Here is a 21,939-nt window from a genome sequence, read left to right on the forward strand (position 1 = left end):
AAAAGGGGGTAATTGTACTCCCTTTTTTTATGCTAAAAGAATATTTTTTTTAGTTAACTTTTTTGTTTTTAGTGCTTTAAGTAAGAGGGGCTATTTTAACCTCTTTTTTATTAAAAAAAGAGCAATTAGATTCTTAATTAAATGTATATTTGCCGGCTCAAAACAAAACTTATAAAACAAAAATTATGAAAAAATTTTTAGTAGTTGCTATGATGGCTTTCGGTTTAGCTGTTAATGCACAAGAAACAGAATTAAACGTTGGTGGAACTATTGGTTTACCTGTTGGAGATGCTGATAAAGCTAATGTAACTGGAGCAATTGAAGCTAACTATTTATTCAAGCTTAATGATAAGTTTAAGGTTGGACCATCTGTATCTTATTTGCATTTTCAACAAGAAATAGCTGATGTAGCTTTTATTCCAGTAGCTGTAGCAGGTCGTTATAGTTTTGCTGATAAATTTTCAGTAGGTACTGATTTAGGGTATGGTATTGGTGTAAGACCTTCAGCAAATAAAGAAAGTGGTTTTTACTACCGTGCTTTAGTTGGTTACCAAGTAACTGAAAAAATTAATTTACATGTAGATTATACAGGTGTTTCAGGTGATGACCTTTTAGGTAACCCAGCTACAATTGGAATTGGAGGAACTTATTCTTTCTCTTTATAGTAACAGACTTTACAATAAGAAAAAAGGAAGCAAATTTGCTTCCTTTTTTTATGCTTAAAAGTTAAAAAGAGTATTTTTACCTTAGAAAATATTAAGAATGAAAAAAGTAATCATAATTAATGGGCCTAATTTGAATTTATTAGGGAAGCGTGAACCAACTATTTATGGAGCAAGCACTTTTGAGGACTATTTGAAAGAATTAAAAAATAAATATGTAGATATTCAGTTAGAATATTTTCAGTCAAATATTGAAGGAGAAATAATAGATAAACTGCATGAAGTTGGTTTTGATTATAATGGTATTATTCTAAATGCAGCAGCGTATACCCATACTTCTGTTGGTATTGGTGACGCTGTAAAAGGTATAGAAACTCCTGTGGTTGAAGTGCATATATCTAATATACATGCTCGTGAAGAGTTTCGTCATGTAAGTTATATAGCTCCAAATGCAAAAGGAGTTATTTTTGGTTTTGGCTTGAAAGGGTATGAATTAGCGCTTCAAAGTTTTTTGTAAATACCAATAACGTATTCCTAAAAATACAAATAAAGGAATCATAGGGTAGGTATATAACTGTACTTTAGTTAACCATACAAATGGTATAATTATTAAAAAAAATAATAGAACTAGACAGTATTTATAAACCCAAATAGGAGGTTCTTTTTTTAACAAGAAAAAAGCTATGATAAGATTTGGAGCAAACGCCCATAAAAAGTTAAAGTTATTTGGAGCTGTGGAGTGATTGGTAAAGAACCATAAGAACACAATTAACAATCCTAAAGTTCCTGTGGTGAAAAATAAAACAAAATCAAGCCATTTACTTCTTTTAGAGTTTTTAATGTCTTTATAAGTAATAAATAATCCCAGTAGAGAGAATAATAAAATAATTAAAAACGGACTAAAAGCATCACTTTTTGATTCTTTCTCTTTAAAATCGAGCAAGATATTAGTTTTTTGTACTAAGGCTTCTTCTTTTTCACCTTTAATTATTTTAGATGTTTTTAAAGCTTCAAAAACATAATCGGGCAGATATAAATATTCTAAAGGTGTTGCAGTTTTATCTAATTTACTTCCCAGTGCAATATTAATTCCTAAACTACCCCAAGTATTTGGATTGATTTCTTTGTTCATTAATTGTCTTAGAGATTGTTTTTTAGTAACAAAATCATCCTTAAAAACTAAATTATCACTTGTGATTTTTTGAATTATATCACGAGGTCTAGTAGCGCAGTTATCAAAAAAAGGGTCGTAAAAATAGCTTGCATTTTCAGGTAGAGAATTTGTTTCTAAAAACTGAAAGAACTCATTTCTTTGTTGCTGTGTTAAATTTAAAACTTGCTCTTTAACCCAACGTTTGTCTTGTTGAGCACTTTTTAAAGATAAATGAAACGGATAACGAGCTAATTTATATTTCATATATCCTTTAGTAAAGTTTACATAAAAGTTAGGGTCGTCAAAATCAAAAATACCATAGTTGTAGAGTAAATCTAACTGTAAAACAGGATCTTTCACACGGATAGCTGTGTGTCCAAATTTCTCATATAAAGCTTCTCCAGGACCAGAAGTAATGATACTGATTTGAGAAAACTTAGATAAACCTAAAGTATTAACTCTTTGAGAAAAACCTAGGTTAATAACTGCTAAAAAAAGTAAAAGAAATACATGTTTTTTTATCATCATAAGGATATGAGAAGGTTATTGTTGGTGTTTATACAAATATCATAAATCTGATTAATATAACTGAGGATTTTTTAGGTTATTGTTTAAGGTTTAATTCCAAGAGTTTCATGAATAAATTTTGAAATACGTTGCTCTAGCCACTTGTTTTCTGTATTAGAAAAAGAAGATATAAAACCAACATGACCTCCATAATTTGGTGTGGATAAATAAAAGTTTTTCATGTTTTTAGCTTCTTTTATTGGGTAACACTCTTTTGATAAAAAACTATCATCTAAAGCATTTATGAGTAGGGTAGGTACTTTTATTTCAGGAATGAAAGGTTTTGCACTTGCTTTTTCCCAATAATCCTCTGAACTTTTAAATCCAAAAACAGGAACTGTATATTGTTTTTCTAAATGTCTGAATTTATTTGCTTTGAATAAAAGTTCTTTATCAAGCTGAAAATCAGGAAACTTTTCGGCTTTTTGTAACAGTTTCAACTTCATGGTACGTAAAAACTCATTTAGGTAAATTTTGTTTTTTAGTTTGTTTAATTCGGCTTGAGATGATGTTAAATCCACAGGGACAGATACAGCTATTCCTCCTTTTATTTCGGAAGGAATATTGTTATACTCTCCTAAAAACTTCAGTGTTAGGTTACCTCCTAAGCTAAAACCAATAATTATAATATTTTCGTAATTATAATTGCTGTTTAAATGTTTAATAATAAACTCAACATCATCAGTTTTTCCACTATGGTAAGTTTCTAAAAGTAAATTATCTTCTCCGCTACAACCTCTTAAGTTCATGCAAACTGTATCGAAACCAATATTGTTTAAATGATTAGATGTTCTGATCATATAGTTTGATTGAGAACTTCCTTCTAGTCCGTGAATTAATAGCACAAGTGATTTAGATTCTACTATGGAAAAATCTAAATCAATAAAATCAGCATCCCACGTTGTGACTCTTTTTCGGTTATATTCAATAGTGTCTTTCATGAATAAAGGTCGGTAAACAGTGTTGAAATGAGCACTTTTAAAAGGTAAACTAGGAGAAAATGTATCTGAAATGATTGGCATAATACTATTTTATAGCTTTTTAAACAAAGATGACAAAAAATAGCTAAAATGTAAAAACCATTGAATGATTTCTTATTTTAGCTGTAAATTATGAATACTATGAATATTAAAAAATATATCCCTAATTTATTAACTTTAGGAAACCTGTTATGTGGTACTATTGCTACTATTTTTGCTATAAAAGGTGATTTTTTTGCTACAGCAATTTTGGTAATGCTAGGGATACTTTTTGATTTTTTTGATGGATTTGCCGCTCGTATGTTAAAGGTACAGGGTGAATTAGGAAAACAGTTAGATAGTTTAGCAGATATGGTAACGAGTGGGGTAGTACCGGGAATTGTAATGATGCAAATGTTGGTGAATGCTTTAGACATAGATGCTGTTGGATATTTTGGAGTTGATGAATACGGAGCAACAGGTAGTAACTTACCATATTTAGGATTATTGTTAACACTGGGAGCTGGATATCGTTTAGCGAAGTTTAATATTGATGAGCGTCAATCTGATAGTTTTATAGGTGTGCCGACACCAGCAATGAGTTTATTTGTGATTTCATTGCCATTAATAGCTCAATTTGATAAAGAATCGTTTTTAATAGGTTTTATTGAAAATCAATATTTTTTGATATTAATCACAATATTATTTACGTATCTAATGAATGCTGAAATTCCTTTATTTTCTCTGAAATTTAAGAACTTTTATTTTAAAGATAATGTGATTAAGTATGTGTTTTTAGCTTTGTCGGTTATATTAATTGTAACGCTAAAAATAGTAGCAATTCCAATGATTATTCTTTCTTATGTAATACTATCTATAGTAAATAATTCAGACAAAAAGCTTTCTTTAAAATAGAATTAGTTACCCTTTTAAATAAAACAAAAAAGCACGTTATAAATCAACGTGCTTTTTTGTTTTTGAAAGTTGTTTTAGGTGTCTTTTTAAGTTTTAAAAATATTACTTATAAAATGGTAATTGTCTAAAGATATTTTATCTTCAACAAAGACTTTACTTATAAGTTTGTTTTTTGAAAATTCTCCTTTTTTATACACATCCCAGCTTTCGTTATTTCTATTGGTTAATATAATTTTATCAGCGTTTATTTCAAAGTTGCACCAATCATTATAATTAGCTATTTTTTTATAGCCATGATCAGAAACTTTAATGTTTCCTTTCACCTCTAAGCCTTTTATATCAATAGAAAGATTACAGAAATCAACAAAGCTCATGTTATCGGCAAGTACTACAAGAAATGAATTAACATTTCCTTTTTTTTTATATAGTTTAAAACCTTCTTTTAAATTATGAGTGCGGTATGCTTCTGAGAAAGAAGAGAAGATATCTTCTTCTTTTGCGTTTTTAATTATAAAATGATTTTGTGTTACAGCTTGATTATCAAACTTCTTCTTTTTAAGCTCAAAATCCTTTCCAAGATATACTCTACGAACAGTTTCGTCTTCAGCCAGTTCTTCAGGAGTTCCTTCTTTTAAAATACCTCCATTATACATTAAGTAAGTTCTATCTGTGATTGCCAATGTTGCTTGTACATCATGATCGGTAATTAAAATACCAATATTTTTATTTTTCAGCTGTGCTACAATTCCTTGAATATCTTCCACCGCAATAGGATCTACACCAGCAAAAGGCTCATCTAATAAAATGAATTTAGGGTCAGAAGCTAAACAACGTGCTATTTCTGTTCTACGACGCTCGCCACCAGATAACAAATCACCACGGTTTTTACGTACATGTCCTAAACTAAATTCATCAATTAGTTCTTCTAAGCGTTGTTTTCTTTCAGCTTTAGTTCTGTCAGTAAATTCAAGAACAGACATAATATTATCTTCCACTGAAAGTTTTCTAAAAACAGAAGCTTCTTGTGCTAAATAACCAATTCCTTTTTGAGAACGTTTGTACATAGCATCGGTAGTAATTTCTTCATCATCTAAAAAAATATGACCATCATTAGGTTTAATCATTCCTACTATCATATAAAAAGAGGTTGTTTTACCAGCTCCGTTAGGACCTAATAACCCAATAATTTCACCTTGCTCAACCTCTAAAGAAATTCCTTTAACTACTTTTCTACTACCGTATACCTTTTGTATGTTGTCTGCTCTTAACTTCATTTATTTTTGTTGAAAATAGAATTGATTAAAGAATAAAAGTAACAAAACTGTTTCTTAAAAACTTCTTAAATCAATTTATACATAAATTAAGCTTCGTTTTCTAAAGCTTCCCAAAACTCTACAGCTCTTCTTAAATGAGGAATAACAATAGTACCGCCTACTAATGTAGCAATGCTCATGGTTTCCATCATTTCCTCTCTTGTTACACCATTTTTATATGCTGTTTCTAAATGGTAAGCAATACAGTCATCACAACGTAATACAGCAGAAGCTACTAAGCCTAAAAGTTCTTTTGTTTTTACGGGAAGATGTCCTTCTGTGTATGCGTTAGTATCTAAATTAAAAATACGTTTGATTACTTTATTGTCTGAAGCTAAAATCTTTTCGTTCATTTTAGCACGATAGTCGTTAAACTCTTGGATTTTTTGTGACATTTTTTTGTTGTTTTTTTATGACAAATTTTGATACATATATACTCATCTCATATAAGATCATAATAGGAACTGATACTATTATTTGGCTAGCCACATCTGGAGGTGTAATAATTGCAGATAATACCAACACCACTACTAAGGCGTGCTTACGATATTTTCTTAAAAAATCTGGTGTAATCAATCCTATCTTAGAAAGAAAGAAAATAACTACAGGAAGTTCAAAAAATATAGCTACGCCTAATAATGTGTTAGTAATAAGACCAATATAGGCTTCTAATTTAAAATTATTTTGTATGGCGTCTGATATTTCAAAATTATAAAAGAAGTATACAGACATAGGTAAAATAACATAATAGCTAAACAAAATACCTAGAAAGAATAGAAAAGAAGAAGTAAAAATAAATCCTTTTGATTTTTTCTTTTCACTTTCGTGTAAACCAGGAGCTATAAATCGCCAAAATTCCCATAAAATATAAGGAAAAGCAACTACAAAACCTAAAATTAGAGAAGACCAAATCCCTGTCATTAATTGTTGAGTAGGATTTAAAGCTTGTAGTGTTTGTTTGAATTTTATTGTACAAAAGCTACTGTCAATTCCAATAGAAGAAAATACTTTACAAAAGAATTGATAGGTTGCAAAATCGGGTTTTAGATGAGCTAAAAGTATCTCGTTAAAAACAAAATTAATGTTTGCAAAAATTACAATTGCAACAATAAAAATAGCTACAAAACTTCTTACTAAATGCCATCTTAGCTCTTCAAGATGGTCTAAAAAAGACATTTCTTTTTCTGCCATCTTAAAATATTCCTTCTTTAATTAAATCGTGTAAGTGAACTACACCTACATAATTGTTATTAATGTCAGTAACTAAAATTTGAGTGATATTATTGTTTTCTAACGTGTCTAGAGCTTCAACAGCCATAGCATCTGCATCAATTGTTTTTGGTGATGTACTCATAATATCAGCAGCAGTAAGCTCATCTATTTTAGTTGTTTTACTTAGCATTCTACGAATATCCCCATCGGTAATAATTCCCGTAATTATACCATTATCATCAACAACAGCAGTTACACCTAAGCGTTTTTCAGAAATTTCTACAATTACTTGGGTAACTTTGTCGATACTTTTCACCTTAGGTAATTCGTTATTTTTAATAAGGTCAGAAACTCTTAAGTATAACCGCTTGCCTAAAGCACCTCCAGGATGATATTTTGCAAAATCACTACTTGAAAAACCTCTTAATTCTAATAAGCATACAGCTAAAGCATCTCCTAAAACTAACTGAGCTGTTGTGCTAGTTGTTGGAGCTAAGTTATTAGGACAAGCTTCTTTTTCAACAAAAGAATTTAAAAGGAAGTCAGCATTTTTTCCTAAGAAAGAGTCAGGATTCCCTGTTATAGCGATAATTTTGTTGTTATAGTTTTTAATTAAAGGTACTAAGACTTTTATCTCAGGAGTATTTCCACTTTTAGAAATACAAATAACTACATCGTTATCCTGTACGTTACCTAAATCACCATGTATAGCATCAGCAGCGTGCATAAAAACAGCAGGTGTACCTGTTGAGTTAAAAGTAGCGACCATTTTAGTTGCAATATTGGCACTTTTTCCAATACCAGTTACAATAACACGACCTTTTGAATTAAATATAAAATTAACAGCGTCCGTAAACGAGCTATTTAATAAATTTGCTAAATTAGCAATAGCATTACTTTCTAAAAGGATAGTTTCTTTTGCGGTTGAGAGAATAGCGTTTGCGTCTTTCAAGTTAAAAAAGTTTTAAATATATTTTAAAGTGTAAAAATAGGAATAATTTGAGAAGAAAATCTTTTTTAATAAAAAGAAAGTTTACGTTATGTATTGTTGGGAATTTTTGTAAATTAGTTCTCGTTTTTAATTTTTGATATTAGAAGATGAATAAAGAGCAGACGGATTTATATGGATCATTAAAAAAAATCTTCGGATTTAACCAGTTTAAAGGGCTACAAGAAGATGTAGTTAACAGTGTGTTAGAGAATAAAAACACATTTGTCATTATGCCAACTGGGGGTGGTAAGTCGCTATGTTATCAATTACCTGCCTTAATGAAGGAAGGTACAGCAATTGTGGTATCGCCATTAATTGCTTTAATGAAAAACCAAGTAGATGCCATTAGGGGTATTTCTGAAAATCATGGAATAGCCCATGTGTTAAATTCTTCGTTGAACAAATCGGAGATTGCACAAGTAAAATCAGATATTGAATCGGGAATTACCAAGTTATTGTACGTAGCTCCTGAATCTTTAATTAAAGAAGAGTACGCTGAGTTTTTAAGAAGACAAAAAATATCATTTGTAGCTATTGATGAAGCACACTGTATATCTGAATGGGGACATGACTTTAGACCTGAGTATAGAAATCTGAGAAATATTATTAAACAGATTGATAATGTACCAATTATTGGTTTAACTGCAACTGCAACAGAGAAAGTACAAGAAGACATTCTTAAAACTCTTGGAATGTCAGATGCAAATGTGTTTAAAGCATCTTTCAACAGATCAAATTTATTCTACGAAGTTAGACCAAAGACTAAAGATGTAGAAAAGGACATTATTCGCTTTATAAAACAACGACTAGGAAAATCAGGAATTATTTACTGTTTGAGTCGTAAAAAAGTGGAAGAAATAGCGCAAATTTTACAAGTTAACGGAATTAATGCTGTTCCTTACCATGCAGGTTTAGACGCAAAAACACGTGTAAAGCATCAAGACATGTTCTTAATGGAAGATTGTGATGTTGTAGTAGCTACGATTGCTTTTGGTATGGGAATTGATAAGCCAGATGTTCGTTTTGTAATACACCACGACATTCCTAAAAGTTTAGAGAGTTATTATCAAGAAACTGGTAGAGCAGGACGTGATGGAGGAGAAGGTTATTGTTTAACTTTTTATTCGTACAAGGATATCGAAAAGCTTGAGAAGTTTATGGCGAACAAGCCTGTTGCCGAACAAGAAGTTGGACATGCTCTATTACAAGAAGTTGTAGGGTACGCTGAAACATCAATGAACAGACGTAAGTATTTACTACATTATTTTGGAGAAGAATTTGATGAAGTAAATGGAGAAGGCGCTGATATGGATGATAATATGCGAAATCCTAAGAAGAAGCACGAAGCTAAAGATGAAGTAGTAACTTTATTATCTGTTATTAGAGATACTAGTGAAATGTATAAACCAAAAGAAATTGTAAACACAATTATTGGTAAAGAAAATGCATTGTTAAAATCTCATAAAACAAACGATCAATCTTTTTTTGGTATTGGTAAAGCTAAAGATAATCATTACTGGATGGCTTTAATTCGTCAAGTTCTAGTTGCAGATTTAATCAAGAAAGAAATAGAACAGTATGGAGTTCTAAAATTAACAAAAGAAGGTAAAGAGTTTATAAAAAATCCATCATCATTTATGATGACAGAAAATCACGTTTATAAAACAGCAGATGATGGGACTATTATAACCAATGAAAAATCAGCAGGAGGAGTAGATGATAAATTGGTAGTAATGCTAAAAGATTTAAGAAAGAAAGTAGGAAAACGTTTAGGAGTTCCTCCTTTTGCGGTTTTTCAAGACCCATCTTTAGATGATATGGCATTAAAATACCCTGTAACATTAGATGAACTTGCAAAGGTTCATGGTGTTGGTGAGGGGAAAGCTAAAAAATATGGTAAAGATTTCGTTGCGCTTATTTCAAAATATGTGGAAGACAACGATATTATGCGTCCTGATGATTTAATAGTTAAAAGTACTGGAGTTAATTCTGGATTAAAGTTATACATCATTCAAAATACAGATAGAAAATTGCCTTTAGAAGATATTGCTAAGTCTAAAGGTTTAGAAATGTCTGAATTAATAAAGGAGATGGAAGCTATTGTGTTTTCGGGAACTAAACTTAATATTGATTATGCAGTAGATGACTTACTTGATGAGGATCAGCAGGAAGAAATTCATGATTATTTTATGGAAGCTGAGACAGATAAAATTCAAGAAGCCTTGGATGAGTTTGATGGAGATTATGATGATGATGAATTACGATTAATGCGTATTAAATTTACCAGTGAAATAGCTAACTAAAAAACTTAACAATATGCAAGCAAGTACTTACTTACATTTTAACGGAAACTGCAAAGAAGCAATGACTTTTTATGCGGATGTTTTAGGTGGTGAAATGACAATGTTGATGCAATTTAAAGATGCTCCAGAAGAAGTTTGTAAAAACATTCCTGAAGAAGTAATGGAATTAACAATGCATTGTACTGTAGAAGCAGGAGGTTTCTCTATTATGGGGTCTGATTTTTTAAATGAAAAAGAAGCGTTTACAAAAGGAAATAACTTTGCAGTAAGTATAAATACTGAAGACGAAGATGAAGCAGTTGCTATTTTTAATGGACTTTCTTCTGACGGGGCTTTTGTTATGATGCCTTTTGAAGAAGCTTTTTGGGGAGGTAAGTTTGGAATGTTAAAAGATAAGTATGGTGTAAATTGGATGGTGTCTTTAGAAGAACAAATAGCGTAATGAACCCTAAAGTAACACAATATATATTAGATAAAAATAATTGGACGCAAGAGTTAAATCTCTTGCGTTCTGTTTTTATGGATCTTCCTGTTCAAGAAACTATTAAATGGGGAGCACCTGTTTATGTGCATAAAGGAAAAAATATAGTAGGATTATCTGCTTTTAAAAACTATTGTGGATTATGGTTTTTTCAGGGGAGTTTTTTAGTTGATAAAGAAAAAGTATTGGTAAATGTTCAAGAAGGAAAAACACAAGCAATGCGTCAATGGCGATTTAATGAATTGGGTGAGATTGATACCATACTTATTAAACAATATGTATTAGAAGCTATTAAAAACTCTGAAGAAGGAAGAGAATTAAAAGCTAAAAAGAATACTAAACCCATAATTATCCCTAAAGAATTACAGTTAGAATTGGATAAAAACGATAGGTTAAAGGAAACTTTTAACGAGTTTACTTTGAGTAAGCAAAGAGAGTTTACCAATTATATTTCTGAAGCAAAAAGAGTAGCGACCAAAGAAAAACGACTTGAAAAAATAATTCCGATGATACTAAACGGTATAGGACTGTATGATAAGTATAAAAATTGTTAGTTAATTGTAATCTTATCAATTGTAGCAGTTGAGTCACAACGTATAACATATAAGTCAATGTGACTTAAGCTATCTTTTCCAGTTATAAAGTACTCTGCACAAGGTTTTAAACGAGGTTTGCTTTTTCCAAAATCTACATCTCCATTATTTAAAATAGTAGAAATGGTAGTAGTATCAATCTTTGAAGTAGCTAATATTTGCTGAGCGTTATCAGAAAACAAACGCTTTTTTATTCTAATAGTCTTTAAAGTACGAGCATCCATTCCATAATCGAAAGAAACATCTTTACCTTTCCAAATAAAAAGAACGACTAAACTACCTAAGGCAATCCCTATTAAATAATAACCAACACGTTTTAACCACTGCATAATTTAAAAATTGAAGTGCAAAAGTAAGTAAAATTGAACTATAAAATCAATAAATTAATATCTCTATAAGGAAGGTCAAACCAGTCAGCTACAGTTTTATTAGTTAAGATTCCATGGTAAAAATACATGCCATTACGTAAACTTTTATCAAACCGAGCAGCATTTTCAAAACCTCCTTCTTCAGCTATTTCTAGGAGGTAAGGAGTGAAAATATTACTAATAGATACAGAAGCTGTTCTAGAATATCTAGAAGGAATATTAGGCACACAATAATGTATTACCCCATGGTTAGAAAAAGTAGGTTTACTATGTGTGGTAACCTGAGAAGTCTCAAAACAGCCACCTCTATCAATACTTACATCAACAATAACAGCACCATCTTTCATTTGTTCAATCATTTCTTCAGTAACAACCACAGGAGAGCGGTCTTTTCCTCTAATAGCTCCTATAGCTACATCACAGCGCATTAAAGCTTTTTGTAGGGTTTTAGGCTGAATTGTTGACGTATAAATAGGTGCTTGTACACATGATTGTAAATTGCGAAGTTTTGTTATTGAGTTGTCAAAAACTTTAACTCTTGCACCCAGTCCAATTGCTGTTTTGGCTGCAAATTCTCCAACAGTTCCTGCACCTAAAATAACTACATCAGTTGGAGGAACTCCTCCTATATTTCCTAGTAATAAACCATTTCCTCCATTAGAAGCAGTCATAAGCTCAGCTGCAATGTGCATAGAGGCAATTCCGGCAATTTCACTTAGTGATTTTACTATAGGAAATACACCGTGTTCATCTTTAATATAGTCAAAAGCAATTGCTGTTACTCTTTTTTTAGCAAGAGCTTCAAAGTATTTTTTGTTTTGTGTTTTTAATTGTAGAGCAGAAATTAAAACCGTTTGAGGGTTTAACATCTGAATTTCTTCTAAAGACGGTGGTTCTACTTTTAGTACAATATTACAAGCAAAAGCTTCTTTGATATCGTAGGATATTTTTGCACCAGCATCAGAATATTCTTGGTCACTATAATTAGCTCCTTCACCAGCACCAGTTTCAATTACAATTCTATGTCCGTGAGCTACTAATGCAGCAACAGCATCAGGAGATAAACTAATTCTTTTTTCTTCAAAATGAGTTTCTTTTGGTAACCCTATAAATAAATCTCCTTTCTGCTTTTTAATTTCAAGCATTTCGGTTTGTGGCATTAACTGCTCTTTGGTAAAAGGTGAAATAGAACCCATCTAAATTTAGTTAGTTTTTAATTGAATGTTTCGTTGCCCGTTTTCTAGCAAGCTAATTGATATTGAAACAGTATCTAAAGGTAGTAAATTTTTAACATTTTCAGGCCATTCAACTAAACACCAGTTATTGCTGTATAAATAGTCTTCAACCCCCATATCATAAGCTTCTTCTTCGTATTCAATACGGTAAAAATCAAAATGATATACTGTTTCGTTTGAGTTTGTTTTATACTCGTTGACCAAAGAAAAAGTAGGAGAATGGGCAATGTCTTCTACATCCAAAACTTTACATATTTCTTTAATTAATGTCGTTTTACCAACTCCCATTTCTCCATAAAAAAGTAATATTTTATGTTGGGAAGTAGCAATGATTTCTTTAGCTACAGCTGTCAACTCGCTAAGTGAATAATTTCTGTTCATAAGTAGCAAAAATAATGAAGTAATGTTTGTTAATAAAATTTACTTTTTCACTATTTTGGATTATAAACAGCACAAGGAATAATCATTTCTTCGAGTGAAACTCCTCCATGTTGATAAGTATTTTTATAATACTTTACAAAGTGATTATAATTGTTTGGATAAGCAAAAAACAGATCTTCTTTTGTAAATATAAAAGGGCTATTAATAGCTATTGAGGGTAAGAAAATATCTTTTGGGTTTTTAACCGCATATACATCTTTATCTTCATAGCTCAAACTTCTACCAGTTTTATATCGTAAGTTGGAACTAATGTTTTTATCACCAATAACTTTAGTAGGGTGCTTACAGTTTATGGTACCGTGATCGGTTGTAATTATTAGTTTTTGCCCTAATTTTTGTGCTTTTTGAATAATCTCGTAAAGAGGTGAGTTTTTAAACCAACTTACTGTTAAAGAACGATAGGCTTTATCGTCACCAGCAAGTTCTTTAATAACTTCCATTTCAGTTTTGGCATGCGAAAGCATATCAACAAAGTTATAAACTACAGTAGTAAGATCATTTTGTCGTGTTCCATTGTAGCTGTCAGCTAAGTCTTTCCCACTTTTTAAAGAAACTATTTTGTAATATTCATGTGTAATATTTAGACCTAAACGTTTTATTTGTTCATCTAAAAAATTAGCCTCAAATAAATTTTTTCCCCCATCATCAGTATCATTTTTCCAATAGTTTGGATGTCTTTTTTCCATTTCAGAAGGCATTAACCCAGAAAATATAGCATTACGTGCATATTGAGTCGCTGTGGGTAATATACTATAATAAGAGTATTCTTCTTCTTTCTTGAAATAATTATTAATAAAAGGTTCTAAAACTCTGTATTGGTCATAACGGAGGTTATCAATCACTACCCATAAAACTCCCTGGCTTTTGGATAAATTAGGAACTATATAATCTTTAAATAAAGTGTGCGAAAATGTGGGTTTATCATCTCCTGTTAACCAATGTTGGTAATGCTTTTTAATGAACTTGAAAAATTGAGAATTAGCCTCTGATTTTTGAGACTCCAAAATTTCTAACATTCCCGTGTCGTTGATGTTTTCCAACTCAAGTTCCCAGTGAACTAATTTTTTATAAAGTTCAGCCCATTCCTCATAAGAATTGACCATAGCTAAATCCATCGAAATTTTTCTAAACTCTTGTTGGTAACTTGATGTTGTTTTTTCAGAAACTAAGCGAGAGTGGTCTAAATTCTTTTTTAAACTCAATAGTATTTGGTTAGGATTTACTGGCTTGATTAAGTAGTCAGCAATTTTTGAACCAATGGCTTCCTCCATAAGGTACTCTTCTTCACTTTTAGTGATCATAACAATAGGAAGGTTTGTATTCTTCTGTTTGATTTCTGAAAGTGCTTCTAATCCAGTAATACCTGGCATGTTTTCATCTAAAAAAACAATATCAAAATTATTTTCACTAACCAAGTCAATAGCGTCTGTACCATTGGTGCAGGTTGTAACTTTATAATCTTTTTTTTCTAAAAAAAGTATATGTGGTTTTAATAAATCTATTTCATCATCTACCCAAAGAATATGTATGTTTCTCATCATAATTTTCAATTTATTTACTACCTAAATAACGCCTAAAAGCTGTTTTGTTGTGTTTTTAAAAGCTAAAAATACGTTAATTAAACGCTGGTTAATTTGGTTTTGTAGATAAATTATGATTTTTTTGTTTAAAATTCAAGGATTTATATATTTTGAAGAAATCAAAAACCAACAAATTAAAGATAATTAACGATCCTATTTATGGATTTATCTCCATACCAAATTCTCTAATATTTGATATTATCGAGCACAAATATTTTCAAAGGCTACGTAGAGTTACACAAATGGGCTTGTCAAACTTGGTTTATCCTGGAGCTAACCACACACGTTTTCATCACGCAATAGGCTGCATGCATTTAATGCAAAAAGCGGTACATGTATTGCGAATGAAGAACGTTGAAATTTCAGAAGAAGAAGCAAATGCTTTATATATAGCTATTTTGTTACATGATATAGGTCATGGAGCATACTCACATGCCTTAGAGCATAGTATTGTGAATGGAATAACTCACGAAGAAATTTCATTAAAATTTATGAAAGTCTTGAATGATGAGTTTGATGGGAAATTAAGTTTAGCTATTCAAGTATTTGAAGGGAAACACCAACGTAAGTTTTTATACCAATTAATATCAAGTCAATTAGATATTGACAGATTGGATTATTTAAAAAGAGATAGTTTTTTTACCGGAGTAGCAGAAGGAAACATTTCATCAGATCGTTTAATAGCAATGATGAATGTGGTAGATAACGAATTGGTTATTGAGCAAAAAGGAATTTATTCGGTAGAAAAATTTGTTATTGCGCGACGCCTAATGTATTGGCAAGTTTATTTACATAAAACAGGTTTAGTAGCTGAAAACCTTTTGGTAAGCATATTAAAGAGAGCAAAGGAGTTAGCAACAAAAGGAGTAGAGTTACCTTCTAGTAGAGCACTCAAGTACTTCTTGTATAATCCGATAAATAAAGAAAATTTCTCAAATGCAACATTAGAAATATTTTCAGAGTTAGACGATTATGATGTTTTATCAGCAATAAAAGAATGGAAGAATCATGAAGACTTTATATTATCTACATTAGCAACAAAAATTATAGACAGAAGTTTGTTAAAGATTGAAATTCAGGAAAAACCATTTACTGAGGAGTATATTGAAAAGAGGCGTAGAAAGCTCAGAAAATTTGTAGACTTAAGTGAACAAGAGCTCGAATATTTTGTTTTTTCAAATGAAATAAAACATCAAGCATATAATACAAAGAAACCAATTAAAATTTATACAAAAAAAGGGAAGTTAAAAGACATAGCAAAGGCTTCTGATCAGCTAAACCTTAAAGCATTAACAAAACCTGTTGTAAAATATTACCTGTGCTATCCTAAGAAAATAAAGTAGGTGAATACTTAGAAACAAACTCTAATCAAGAAGTATTTGAACAAAAATAATTACTTTTGCAGATAATGAAATTTACAGCAAAACAAATAGCCGATATTTTAGAAGGAGAGATTGATGGAAATCCAGGAGCTGAAGTATCCACACTTTCTAAGATAGAAGAAGGCAAGCAAGGTTCTTTAACCTTTTTATCAAACCCAAAATATAACTCATACATATATACAACCAAAGCATCGGTAGCTATTGTAAATAAAAGTTTTATTCCTGAAAAGGAAATAGAAACTACTTTGATTAAAGTAGAAGATGCGTATAAAGCATTTTCAAAACTTTTGGAGTTTTACAATGAGGTAAAGAATAATAAGCAAGGAAGAGAAAATCCTCATTTTATTGCTGAATCAGCTACTATTGGAGATAACGAGTACATTGGAGCTTATGCTTATGTTGGAGAAAATGTGGTTTTAGGTAATAATGTTAAAATTTATCCTAATTCTTATATAGGCGATAATGTTACTATTGGCGATAATACAGTTGTTTTTGCAGGAGTAAAAATTTACTCTGAAACCGTTGTAGGTGATAATTGTAAGATACATTCAGGAACAGTTATTGGAGCAGATGGTTTTGGATTTGTACCAGATGAAAATGGAGAATATAAAGCAATTCCACAAATAGGAAACGTTATTATAGAAGATAATGTAGATGTGGGGTCTAATTCAACTATTGATAGAGCTACTCTTGGATCTACAATAATTAGAAAAGGAGTAAAATTAGATAACCAAATTCAGATAGCTCATAATGTAGAGATTGGTAAAAATACCGTGATAGCTTCTCAAACAGGGATTGCAGGATCAACTAAAATAGGAGAAAACTGTATGATTGGAGGTCAAGTAGGTATTGTTGGTCATATCACTATTGGAAACAATGTGAAGATCCAAGCCCAATCAGGGATAGGAAAAAGTTTAAAAGATGAAGAAGTAGTACAAGGTTCTCCAGCATTTGGATATTCAGACTACAGTAAGTCATATGTACACTTTAAAAACTTACCAAAATTAGCAACTACAATACATAAAATAGAAAAAGAGTTGAATGCTCAAAAAATAAAAAATGAGTAAGAAACAAAAAACAATACAAAACGAAGTTACATTATCAGGTGTTGGATTGCACACTGGTAATGAAGTTACAATGGTTTTTAAACCAGCTCCAGAAAATCATGGATTTGCTTTTAAGCGAGTAGATTTAGAAGGGGAACCCGTGATAGAAGCAAAAGCTGATTATGTAACAAATACACAAAGAGGAACAAACCTTGAAAAAAATGGCGTTCAAATACAAACATCTGAACACGTTTTAGCTGCAGCAGTTGGATTAGATATTGATAATTTATTGATAGAGATTAATGCTTCTGAACCTCCAATTATGGATGGATCTTCTAAGTTCTTTATTGAAGCTCTAGAAAAAGCAGGAATTGTTGAACAAGAAGCTGAAATAGAGGAGTATGTAGTAAAAGAAATTATTTCATACAAAGATGAAGTAACTGGAAGTGAAATTATTTTAATGCCATCAGATGAGTACCAAGTAACTACTATGGTAGATTTTGGGACTAAAATATTAGGTACTCAAAATGCCACATTAAATACAATTTCAGACTTTAAAGAAGAAATATCAGCAGCAAGAACATTTAGTTTCTTACACGAAATTGAAATGTTGTTAGAAAATGATTTAATTAAAGGTGGAGACTTGAATAACGCTATTGTCTATGTCGACAAAGAGTTGTCTGACAGTACAATGGAAAAGTTAAAAAAAGCCTTTAATAAAGACAACATAACAGTAAAGCCTAACGGAGTTTTAGACAACTTAACATTACATTGGGCTAATGAAGCTGCACGTCATAAGCTGTTAGATGTTATTGGTGATTTAGCTTTAGCAGGTGTTAGAATTAAAGGAAAAGTAATAGCCAACAAGCCAGGGCATTCTGTAAACACTGCTTTTGCTAAGAAATTAGCTAAAATCATAAAAAAGGAAAAAAGAAACAATGTTCCTTCCTATGATTTAAACCAACCACCATTAATGGATATCCATAAAATAATGGATATTTTACCTCACAGACCACCATTTTTATTGATTGATAGAATTATTGAATTATCAGACAAGCATGTGGTAGGTATGAAAAATGTAACAATGAATGAAAATTTTTTTGTTGGACATTTCCCTGGAGCACCAGTTATGCCAGGAGTTCTTCAAGTGGAGGCTATGGCACAATGTGGAGGAGTTTTAGTATTAAATACAGTTCCTGACCCAGAAAACTATTTAACATACTTCATGAAAATGGATAATGTTAAATTCAAGCAAAAAGTATTACCAGGAGATACATTAATATTTAAAAGTGAATTAATAACTCCAATAAGAAGAGGTATTGCTCATATGCAAGCTTATGCATACGCTAATGGAAAATTAGTATGTGAAGCAGAGCTTATGGCACAAATTTCAAAAGTAAAATAATATGAATCAACCACTTGCGTACGTTCACCCTCAAGCAAAAATAGCTAGGAATGTAGTTATTGAACCTTTTACAACTATTCATGCAAATGTAGAAATTGGATCAGGAACATGGATAGGTTCTAATGTAACTATCATGGAAGGTGCACGCATCGGTAAAAATTGTCGAATTTTTCCAGGAGCTGTAATTTCAGCAATCCCTCAAGATTTAAAGTATAATGATGAGGATACGACTGTAGAAATAGGAGATAATGTAACCATAAGAGAGTGTGTAACCATTAATAGAGGAACACTTGATAGAATGAGAACAGTTATTGGTGATAACTGTTTAATAATGGCTTACTGTCATATTGCGCACGATTGTAAAGTGGGAGATAATTGTATCTTTTCAAATAATTCAACATTAGCAGGACACGTAACTGTTGGTGATAATGTAGTGTTAGCAGGTATGGTGGCAGTACATCAATTTGCTTCTGTAGGTAATCATGCCTTTGTAACAGGTGGATCCTTGGTACGTAAAGATGTTCCTCCTTATGTAAAAGCAGCAAGAGAACCTTTATCATACGTGGGGATCAATTCTGTAGGATTAAGAAGAAGAGGATTTAGCACTGAAAAAATAAGAGAAATTCAAGACGTTTATCGTATATTGTTTCAAAAAAATTATAATAATACTCAAGCTATAGATATTATAGAGGCTGAAATGGAAGCAACTTCAGAAAGAGATGAGATTATTCAGTTTATCAAAGATTCGCATCGTGGAATCATGAAAGGATATTTTAAAGCAAATTAATTATTAAAATTGCACTTAAAGAGCAATACTATAAAGATCAAAATAAATGGCATCAACATCAGATATTAAAAAAGGTTTATGTATAAAGTATAATCACGACATATTCAAAATTATTGAGTTTTTACATGTAAAGCCAGGAAAAGGACCTGCTTTTGTTCGTACGAAACTTAAAAGCGTTACCTCCGGAAAAGTAATTGATAATACCTTTTCTGCAGGACATAAAATTGATGACGTTCGTGTAGAAACACATAAGTTTCAGTATTTATACCCTGAAGGAGATCTATATCACTTCATGAATACGGAAGATTATAACCAAATTACACTTCAAAAATCAGTATTAGATGCTCCAGATTTAATGAAAGAAGGAGAAGTTGTTACTGTTTTGATTAATACTGAAGATGGAATGCCGTTATCAGTAGAAATGCCTTCTCATGTTATTTTAGAGGTAACTCATACTGAACCAGGTGTAAAAGGTAATACTGCAACAAATGCTACAAAACCAGCAACTGTTGAAACAGGAGCAAGAATTAATGTTCCTTTATTTATAAATGAAGGAGACAAAATAAAAATAGATACAGAAAAAGGAGCTTACACAGAGCGTATCAAAGAATAAATATACTATTATTATTCCCGCTTTGGCGGGAATTTCTTTTTAAAGATGAAATTTAAACAGCCTCAAACCTTAGAGCAGATTGCTACTTTACTAAATGTAAAGTTTGTAGGAAAAAATAGTTTTCCTATAACAGGAATTAATGAAATTCATGTAGTAGAAAAAGGAGATATAGTCTTCGTAGATCATCCAAAATACTACGATAAAGCATTAAATTCAGCTGCTACAACAATACTAATAAATAAAAAAGTAGATTGCCCTGAAGGTAAATCATTATTAATCTCTGAAGATCCTTTTAGAGATTTTAATAAAATAACAAAATATTTCAACCCTTTTATAGCTTCAAAAAGTAGTATTGCTGAATCTGCTATTATAGGAGAAAAAACTGTTATACAACCAAACGTTTTCATAGGAGAAAACGTAAAAATTGGAAAAAATTGTTTAATACATGCAAATGTGTCAATTAACAATAACTGTATAATAGGAGATAATGTAACAATCCATGCCAATACAGTTTTAGGAGCAGATGCATTCTATTATAAAAACAGACCAGAAGGTTTTGATAAACTAATTTCTGGAGGTAGAGTAGTACTTGAAGATAATGTAGATTTAGGAGCTTCTTGTACAATTGATAGAGGTGTAACCGGAGATACTTTAATAGGTGCTGGATCAAAAATAGATAATCAAGTTCATATAGGTCATGATACAGTAATAGGTAAAAAGTGTTTAATAGCAGCTCAAACAGGTATTGCAGGATGTACTGTTATTGAAGATGAAGTAACTATTTGGGGACAAGTAGGAATTGTTAGTGGCTTAACTATAGAAAAAGGAACCGTTTTAATGGCACAAACAGGTGTGATGAAATCTTTAAAAAAGGGAGTCTATTTTGGTACACCTCAAAAAGAATACCGTCAAAAAATGCGTGAAGTAATTTATTTAAAAAACGAAACTAATAAACAAAAAAAGTAACGTAAAATTAATTGTGAAAACACAATTAAAAAGTTATTTTTGTCTGTCTTAAAAAAATAATAAAAAGCAAACCAATGAGTGTTTTAGTAAATAAAGATTCAAAAATTATAGTTCAAGGTTTTACAGGTAGCGAAGGAACTTTCCACGCTGGCCAAATGATCGATTACGGAACAAACGTAGTTGGAGGTGTAACACCAGGTAAAGGAGGTCAAGAGCATTTAGGAAAGCCAGTTTTTAATACAGTTGATGAGGCTGTACAAAAAGCAGGAGCTGATACCTCTATTATTTTTGTACCACCAGCATTTGCTGCTGATGCTATTATGGAAGCTGCTGAAGCAGGAATTAAAGTAATTATTTGTATTACCGAAGGAATTCCTACTGCAGACATGGTAAAAGTAAAAGCTTACATTGATAAGTTAGATTGTACTTTAGTAGGACCTAACTGTCCAGGAGTAATTACTCCGGAAGAAGCTAAAGTAGGAATTATGCCAGGATTTATCTTCAAAAAAGGTAAAGTAGGTATTGTTTCTAAATCAGGAACTTTAACGTATGAAGCTGCTGATCAAGTTGTAAAACAGGGTTACGGAATTACTACAGCTATTGGTATTGGTGGAGATCCAATTATTGGAACTACTACTAAAGAAGCTGTTGAGTTATTAATGAATGATGATGAAACTGAAGCAATTGTAATGATTGGTGAAATTGGAGGTAATTTAGAAGCGGAAGCTGCTCGATGGATTAAGGCTGATGGAAATCGTAAACCAGTTGTTGGTTTTATTGCAGGTCAAACTGCTCCAGCTGGTAGAACAATGGGACATGCAGGTGCTATTGTTGGTGGTGCAGATGATACAGCACAAGCTAAAATGAAGATTTTAGCTGAAAATGGAGTACACGTTGTAGAGTCTCCTGCTAAAATTGGAGAAATGGTAGCTAAGGTTTTAGCTTAATAAACATATACATATTAGAA

General features: G+C 31.2%; 22 protein-coding genes and 1 pseudogene. 13 read left to right on the top strand and 10 right to left on the bottom strand.

What is annotated here, in order from left to right:
• Nucleotides 1-185: 185 nt before the first annotated feature.
• Together ABMY20_RS04960 and aroQ are read left to right on the top strand one after the other, a co-directional pair.
• Complete coding sequence (locus ABMY20_RS04960; RefSeq protein ID WP_047788743.1) at nucleotides 186-665, top strand: outer membrane beta-barrel protein; 480 nt, start codon at nucleotides 186-188, stop codon at nucleotides 663-665.
• A gap of 97 nt (nucleotides 666-762) precedes the next feature.
• Entirely contained in the window at nucleotides 763-1,179 is a 417-nt protein-coding gene (aroQ, locus tag ABMY20_RS04965; protein WP_349264776.1) for a type II 3-dehydroquinate dehydratase, read from the top strand.
• Here aroQ and ABMY20_RS04970 read toward each other — a convergent pair.
• Nucleotides 1,156-2,343, bottom strand: a complete 1,188-nt coding sequence (locus ABMY20_RS04970) for a DUF4105 domain-containing protein (protein WP_349264777.1) — start codon at nucleotides 2,341-2,343, stop codon at nucleotides 1,156-1,158. The two genes, aroQ and ABMY20_RS04970, sit on opposite strands and share 24 nt — an antisense overlap.
• An 83-nt stretch (nucleotides 2,344-2,426) precedes the next feature.
• Complete coding sequence (locus tag ABMY20_RS04975; RefSeq protein ID WP_047788745.1) at nucleotides 2,427-3,404, bottom strand: alpha/beta fold hydrolase; 978 nt, start codon at nucleotides 3,402-3,404, stop codon at nucleotides 2,427-2,429.
• 99 nt (nucleotides 3,405-3,503) lie between these two features.
• On the opposite strand from ABMY20_RS04975, the gene ABMY20_RS04980 reads away from it, so the two are divergent.
• On the top strand, nucleotides 3,504-4,256 hold the full coding sequence (locus ABMY20_RS04980; RefSeq protein ID WP_281979249.1) for a CDP-alcohol phosphatidyltransferase family protein: 753 nt from the start codon (nucleotides 3,504-3,506) through the stop codon (nucleotides 4,254-4,256).
• 545 nt (nucleotides 4,257-4,801) lie between these two features.
• Here the strand turns inward: ABMY20_RS04980 and lptB are convergent.
• From lptB to ABMY20_RS05000, 4 genes and pseudogenes are all read right to left on the bottom strand, one after another.
• Nucleotides 4,802-5,530 (bottom strand): annotated as a pseudogene (lptB, locus tag ABMY20_RS04985) (LPS export ABC transporter ATP-binding protein); the annotation flags it as partial.
• An 86-nt stretch (nucleotides 5,531-5,616) separates the two neighbouring features.
• A complete protein-coding gene (locus ABMY20_RS04990) occupies nucleotides 5,617-5,964 on the bottom strand; it encodes a carboxymuconolactone decarboxylase family protein (RefSeq protein ID WP_047788746.1) in 348 nt (115 codons plus the stop codon).
• On the bottom strand, nucleotides 5,939-6,760 hold the full coding sequence (tatC, locus tag ABMY20_RS04995) for a twin-arginine translocase subunit TatC (protein WP_047788747.1): 822 nt from the start codon (nucleotides 6,758-6,760) through the stop codon (nucleotides 5,939-5,941). The genes ABMY20_RS04990 and tatC overlap by 26 nt, the downstream gene beginning before the upstream one ends.
• A gap of 1 nt (nucleotide 6,761) precedes the next feature.
• Entirely contained in the window at nucleotides 6,762-7,733 is a 972-nt protein-coding gene (locus ABMY20_RS05000) for a KpsF/GutQ family sugar-phosphate isomerase (protein WP_349264778.1), read from the bottom strand.
• Between the two features lie 146 nt (nucleotides 7,734-7,879).
• Here ABMY20_RS05000 and ABMY20_RS05005 point away from each other — a divergent pair, with 146 nt between their 5' ends.
• Genes ABMY20_RS05005 through ABMY20_RS05015 form a run of 3 tightly spaced genes read left to right on the top strand, consistent with a single transcriptional unit; the run spans nucleotide 7,880 to nucleotide 11,110 of the window.
• Nucleotides 7,880-10,075, top strand: a complete 2,196-nt coding sequence (locus ABMY20_RS05005; protein ID WP_159491039.1) for an ATP-dependent DNA helicase RecQ — start codon at nucleotides 7,880-7,882, stop codon at nucleotides 10,073-10,075.
• A gap of 13 nt (nucleotides 10,076-10,088) precedes the next feature.
• Nucleotides 10,089-10,517 carry a VOC family protein gene (locus ABMY20_RS05010; protein ID WP_349264779.1) on the top strand — a complete coding sequence of 143 codons (429 nt, stop codon included), beginning with the start codon at nucleotides 10,089-10,091 and terminating at the stop codon, nucleotides 10,515-10,517.
• Complete coding sequence (locus tag ABMY20_RS05015) at nucleotides 10,517-11,110, top strand: DUF1801 domain-containing protein (RefSeq protein ID WP_349264780.1); 594 nt, start codon at nucleotides 10,517-10,519, stop codon at nucleotides 11,108-11,110. The genes ABMY20_RS05010 and ABMY20_RS05015 overlap by 1 nt, the downstream gene beginning before the upstream one ends.
• Here the strand turns inward: ABMY20_RS05015 and ABMY20_RS05020 are convergent.
• The 4 genes from ABMY20_RS05020 to ABMY20_RS05035 are packed head-to-tail and all read right to left on the bottom strand — an operon-like array spanning nucleotide 11,107 to nucleotide 14,731.
• On the bottom strand, nucleotides 11,107-11,478 hold the full coding sequence (locus tag ABMY20_RS05020) for a DUF4258 domain-containing protein (protein ID WP_047788752.1): 372 nt from the start codon (nucleotides 11,476-11,478) through the stop codon (nucleotides 11,107-11,109). The genes ABMY20_RS05015 and ABMY20_RS05020 overlap by 4 nt on opposite strands.
• A 38-nt stretch (nucleotides 11,479-11,516) precedes the next feature.
• A complete protein-coding gene (locus tag ABMY20_RS05025; protein WP_047788753.1) occupies nucleotides 11,517-12,713 on the bottom strand; it encodes an alanine dehydrogenase in 1,197 nt (398 codons plus the stop codon).
• A gap of 6 nt (nucleotides 12,714-12,719) precedes the next feature.
• Nucleotides 12,720-13,133 (bottom strand): tRNA (adenosine(37)-N6)-threonylcarbamoyltransferase complex ATPase subunit type 1 TsaE, encoded by a 414-nt coding sequence (gene tsaE, locus ABMY20_RS05030; protein ID WP_349264781.1) that lies wholly within the window; start codon nucleotides 13,131-13,133, stop codon nucleotides 12,720-12,722.
• A gap of 50 nt (nucleotides 13,134-13,183) precedes the next feature.
• On the bottom strand, nucleotides 13,184-14,731 hold the full coding sequence (locus tag ABMY20_RS05035) for a bifunctional response regulator/alkaline phosphatase family protein (protein WP_159491107.1): 1,548 nt from the start codon (nucleotides 14,729-14,731) through the stop codon (nucleotides 13,184-13,186).
• Nucleotides 14,732-14,883: 152 nt separating this feature from the next.
• On the opposite strand from ABMY20_RS05035, the gene ABMY20_RS05040 reads away from it, so the two are divergent.
• The 7 genes from ABMY20_RS05040 to sucD all read left to right on the top strand — a co-directional run bounded on the left by ABMY20_RS05040 (nucleotide 14,884) and on the right by sucD (nucleotide 21,919).
• A complete protein-coding gene (locus ABMY20_RS05040; protein WP_349264782.1) occupies nucleotides 14,884-16,116 on the top strand; it encodes an HD domain-containing protein in 1,233 nt (410 codons plus the stop codon).
• A gap of 65 nt (nucleotides 16,117-16,181) precedes the next feature.
• A complete protein-coding gene (lpxD, locus tag ABMY20_RS05045; protein ID WP_047788756.1) occupies nucleotides 16,182-17,222 on the top strand; it encodes a UDP-3-O-(3-hydroxymyristoyl)glucosamine N-acyltransferase in 1,041 nt (346 codons plus the stop codon).
• Nucleotides 17,215-18,606, top strand: coding sequence for a bifunctional UDP-3-O-[3-hydroxymyristoyl] N-acetylglucosamine deacetylase/3-hydroxyacyl-ACP dehydratase (locus ABMY20_RS05050; RefSeq protein WP_047788757.1), 1,392 nt, complete (start codon nucleotides 17,215-17,217; stop codon nucleotides 18,604-18,606). The genes lpxD and ABMY20_RS05050 overlap by 8 nt, the downstream gene beginning before the upstream one ends.
• Nucleotide 18,607: 1 nt before the next feature.
• A complete protein-coding gene (gene lpxA, locus ABMY20_RS05055; protein WP_047788758.1) occupies nucleotides 18,608-19,393 on the top strand; it encodes an acyl-ACP--UDP-N-acetylglucosamine O-acyltransferase in 786 nt (261 codons plus the stop codon).
• 46 nt (nucleotides 19,394-19,439) lie between these two features.
• Nucleotides 19,440-20,006, top strand: a complete 567-nt coding sequence (efp, locus tag ABMY20_RS05060; RefSeq protein WP_047788759.1) for an elongation factor P — start codon at nucleotides 19,440-19,442, stop codon at nucleotides 20,004-20,006.
• A gap of 45 nt (nucleotides 20,007-20,051) precedes the next feature.
• Nucleotides 20,052-20,972, top strand: a complete 921-nt coding sequence (locus ABMY20_RS05065; protein WP_073183978.1) for a UDP-3-O-(3-hydroxymyristoyl)glucosamine N-acyltransferase — start codon at nucleotides 20,052-20,054, stop codon at nucleotides 20,970-20,972.
• A 74-nt stretch (nucleotides 20,973-21,046) separates the two neighbouring features.
• Entirely contained in the window at nucleotides 21,047-21,919 is an 873-nt protein-coding gene (sucD, locus tag ABMY20_RS05070) for a succinate--CoA ligase subunit alpha (RefSeq protein WP_047788761.1), read from the top strand.
• Nucleotides 21,920-21,939 lie beyond the last annotated feature (20 nt).

Source organism: Tenacibaculum sp. SSH1-16 (genome assembly GCF_040104435.1).
In the GTDB taxonomy this organism is placed as follows: Bacteria; Bacteroidota; Bacteroidia; order Flavobacteriales; family Flavobacteriaceae; genus Polaribacter; species Polaribacter mesophilus.

What these genes read in the sequence shown, in the direction of transcription:
- lpxD (WP_047788756.1), top strand. Translation starts at nt 16,182, where the DNA reads ATGAAATTTACAGCAAAACAAATAGCCGATATTTTAGAAGGAGAGATT.
- ABMY20_RS05035 (WP_159491107.1), bottom strand. Translation starts at nt 14,731, where the DNA reads ATGAGAAACATACATATTCTTTGGGTAGATGATGAAATAGATTTATTA.
- ABMY20_RS05050 (WP_047788757.1), top strand. Translation starts at nt 17,215, where the DNA reads ATGAGTAAGAAACAAAAAACAATACAAAACGAAGTTACATTATCAGGT.
- tatC (WP_047788747.1), bottom strand. Translation starts at nt 6,760, where the DNA reads ATGGCAGAAAAAGAAATGTCTTTTTTAGACCATCTTGAAGAGCTAAGA.
- ABMY20_RS05015 (WP_349264780.1), top strand. Translation starts at nt 10,517, where the DNA reads ATGAACCCTAAAGTAACACAATATATATTAGATAAAAATAATTGGACG.
- ABMY20_RS04990 (WP_047788746.1), bottom strand. Translation starts at nt 5,964, where the DNA reads ATGTCACAAAAAATCCAAGAGTTTAACGACTATCGTGCTAAAATGAAC.
- ABMY20_RS05025 (WP_047788753.1), bottom strand. Translation starts at nt 12,713, where the DNA reads ATGGGTTCTATTTCACCTTTTACCAAAGAGCAGTTAATGCCACAAACC.
- lpxA (WP_047788758.1), top strand. Translation starts at nt 18,608, where the DNA reads ATGAATCAACCACTTGCGTACGTTCACCCTCAAGCAAAAATAGCTAGG.
- ABMY20_RS05020 (WP_047788752.1), bottom strand. Translation starts at nt 11,478, where the DNA reads ATGCAGTGGTTAAAACGTGTTGGTTATTATTTAATAGGGATTGCCTTA.
- ABMY20_RS04970 (WP_349264777.1), bottom strand. Translation starts at nt 2,343, where the DNA reads ATGATGATAAAAAAACATGTATTTCTTTTACTTTTTTTAGCAGTTATT.
- ABMY20_RS04980 (WP_281979249.1), top strand. Translation starts at nt 3,504, where the DNA reads ATGAATATTAAAAAATATATCCCTAATTTATTAACTTTAGGAAACCTG.
- sucD (WP_047788761.1), top strand. Translation starts at nt 21,047, where the DNA reads ATGAGTGTTTTAGTAAATAAAGATTCAAAAATTATAGTTCAAGGTTTT.
- ABMY20_RS04975 (WP_047788745.1), bottom strand. Translation starts at nt 3,404, where the DNA reads ATGCCAATCATTTCAGATACATTTTCTCCTAGTTTACCTTTTAAAAGT.
- ABMY20_RS05010 (WP_349264779.1), top strand. Translation starts at nt 10,089, where the DNA reads ATGCAAGCAAGTACTTACTTACATTTTAACGGAAACTGCAAAGAAGCA.
- efp (WP_047788759.1), top strand. Translation starts at nt 19,440, where the DNA reads ATGGCATCAACATCAGATATTAAAAAAGGTTTATGTATAAAGTATAAT.
- ABMY20_RS05065 (WP_073183978.1), top strand. Translation starts at nt 20,052, where the DNA reads ATGAAATTTAAACAGCCTCAAACCTTAGAGCAGATTGCTACTTTACTA.
- aroQ (WP_349264776.1), top strand. Translation starts at nt 763, where the DNA reads ATGAAAAAAGTAATCATAATTAATGGGCCTAATTTGAATTTATTAGGG.
- tsaE (WP_349264781.1), bottom strand. Translation starts at nt 13,133, where the DNA reads ATGAACAGAAATTATTCACTTAGCGAGTTGACAGCTGTAGCTAAAGAA.
- ABMY20_RS04960 (WP_047788743.1), top strand. Translation starts at nt 186, where the DNA reads ATGAAAAAATTTTTAGTAGTTGCTATGATGGCTTTCGGTTTAGCTGTT.
- ABMY20_RS05005 (WP_159491039.1), top strand. Translation starts at nt 7,880, where the DNA reads ATGAATAAAGAGCAGACGGATTTATATGGATCATTAAAAAAAATCTTC.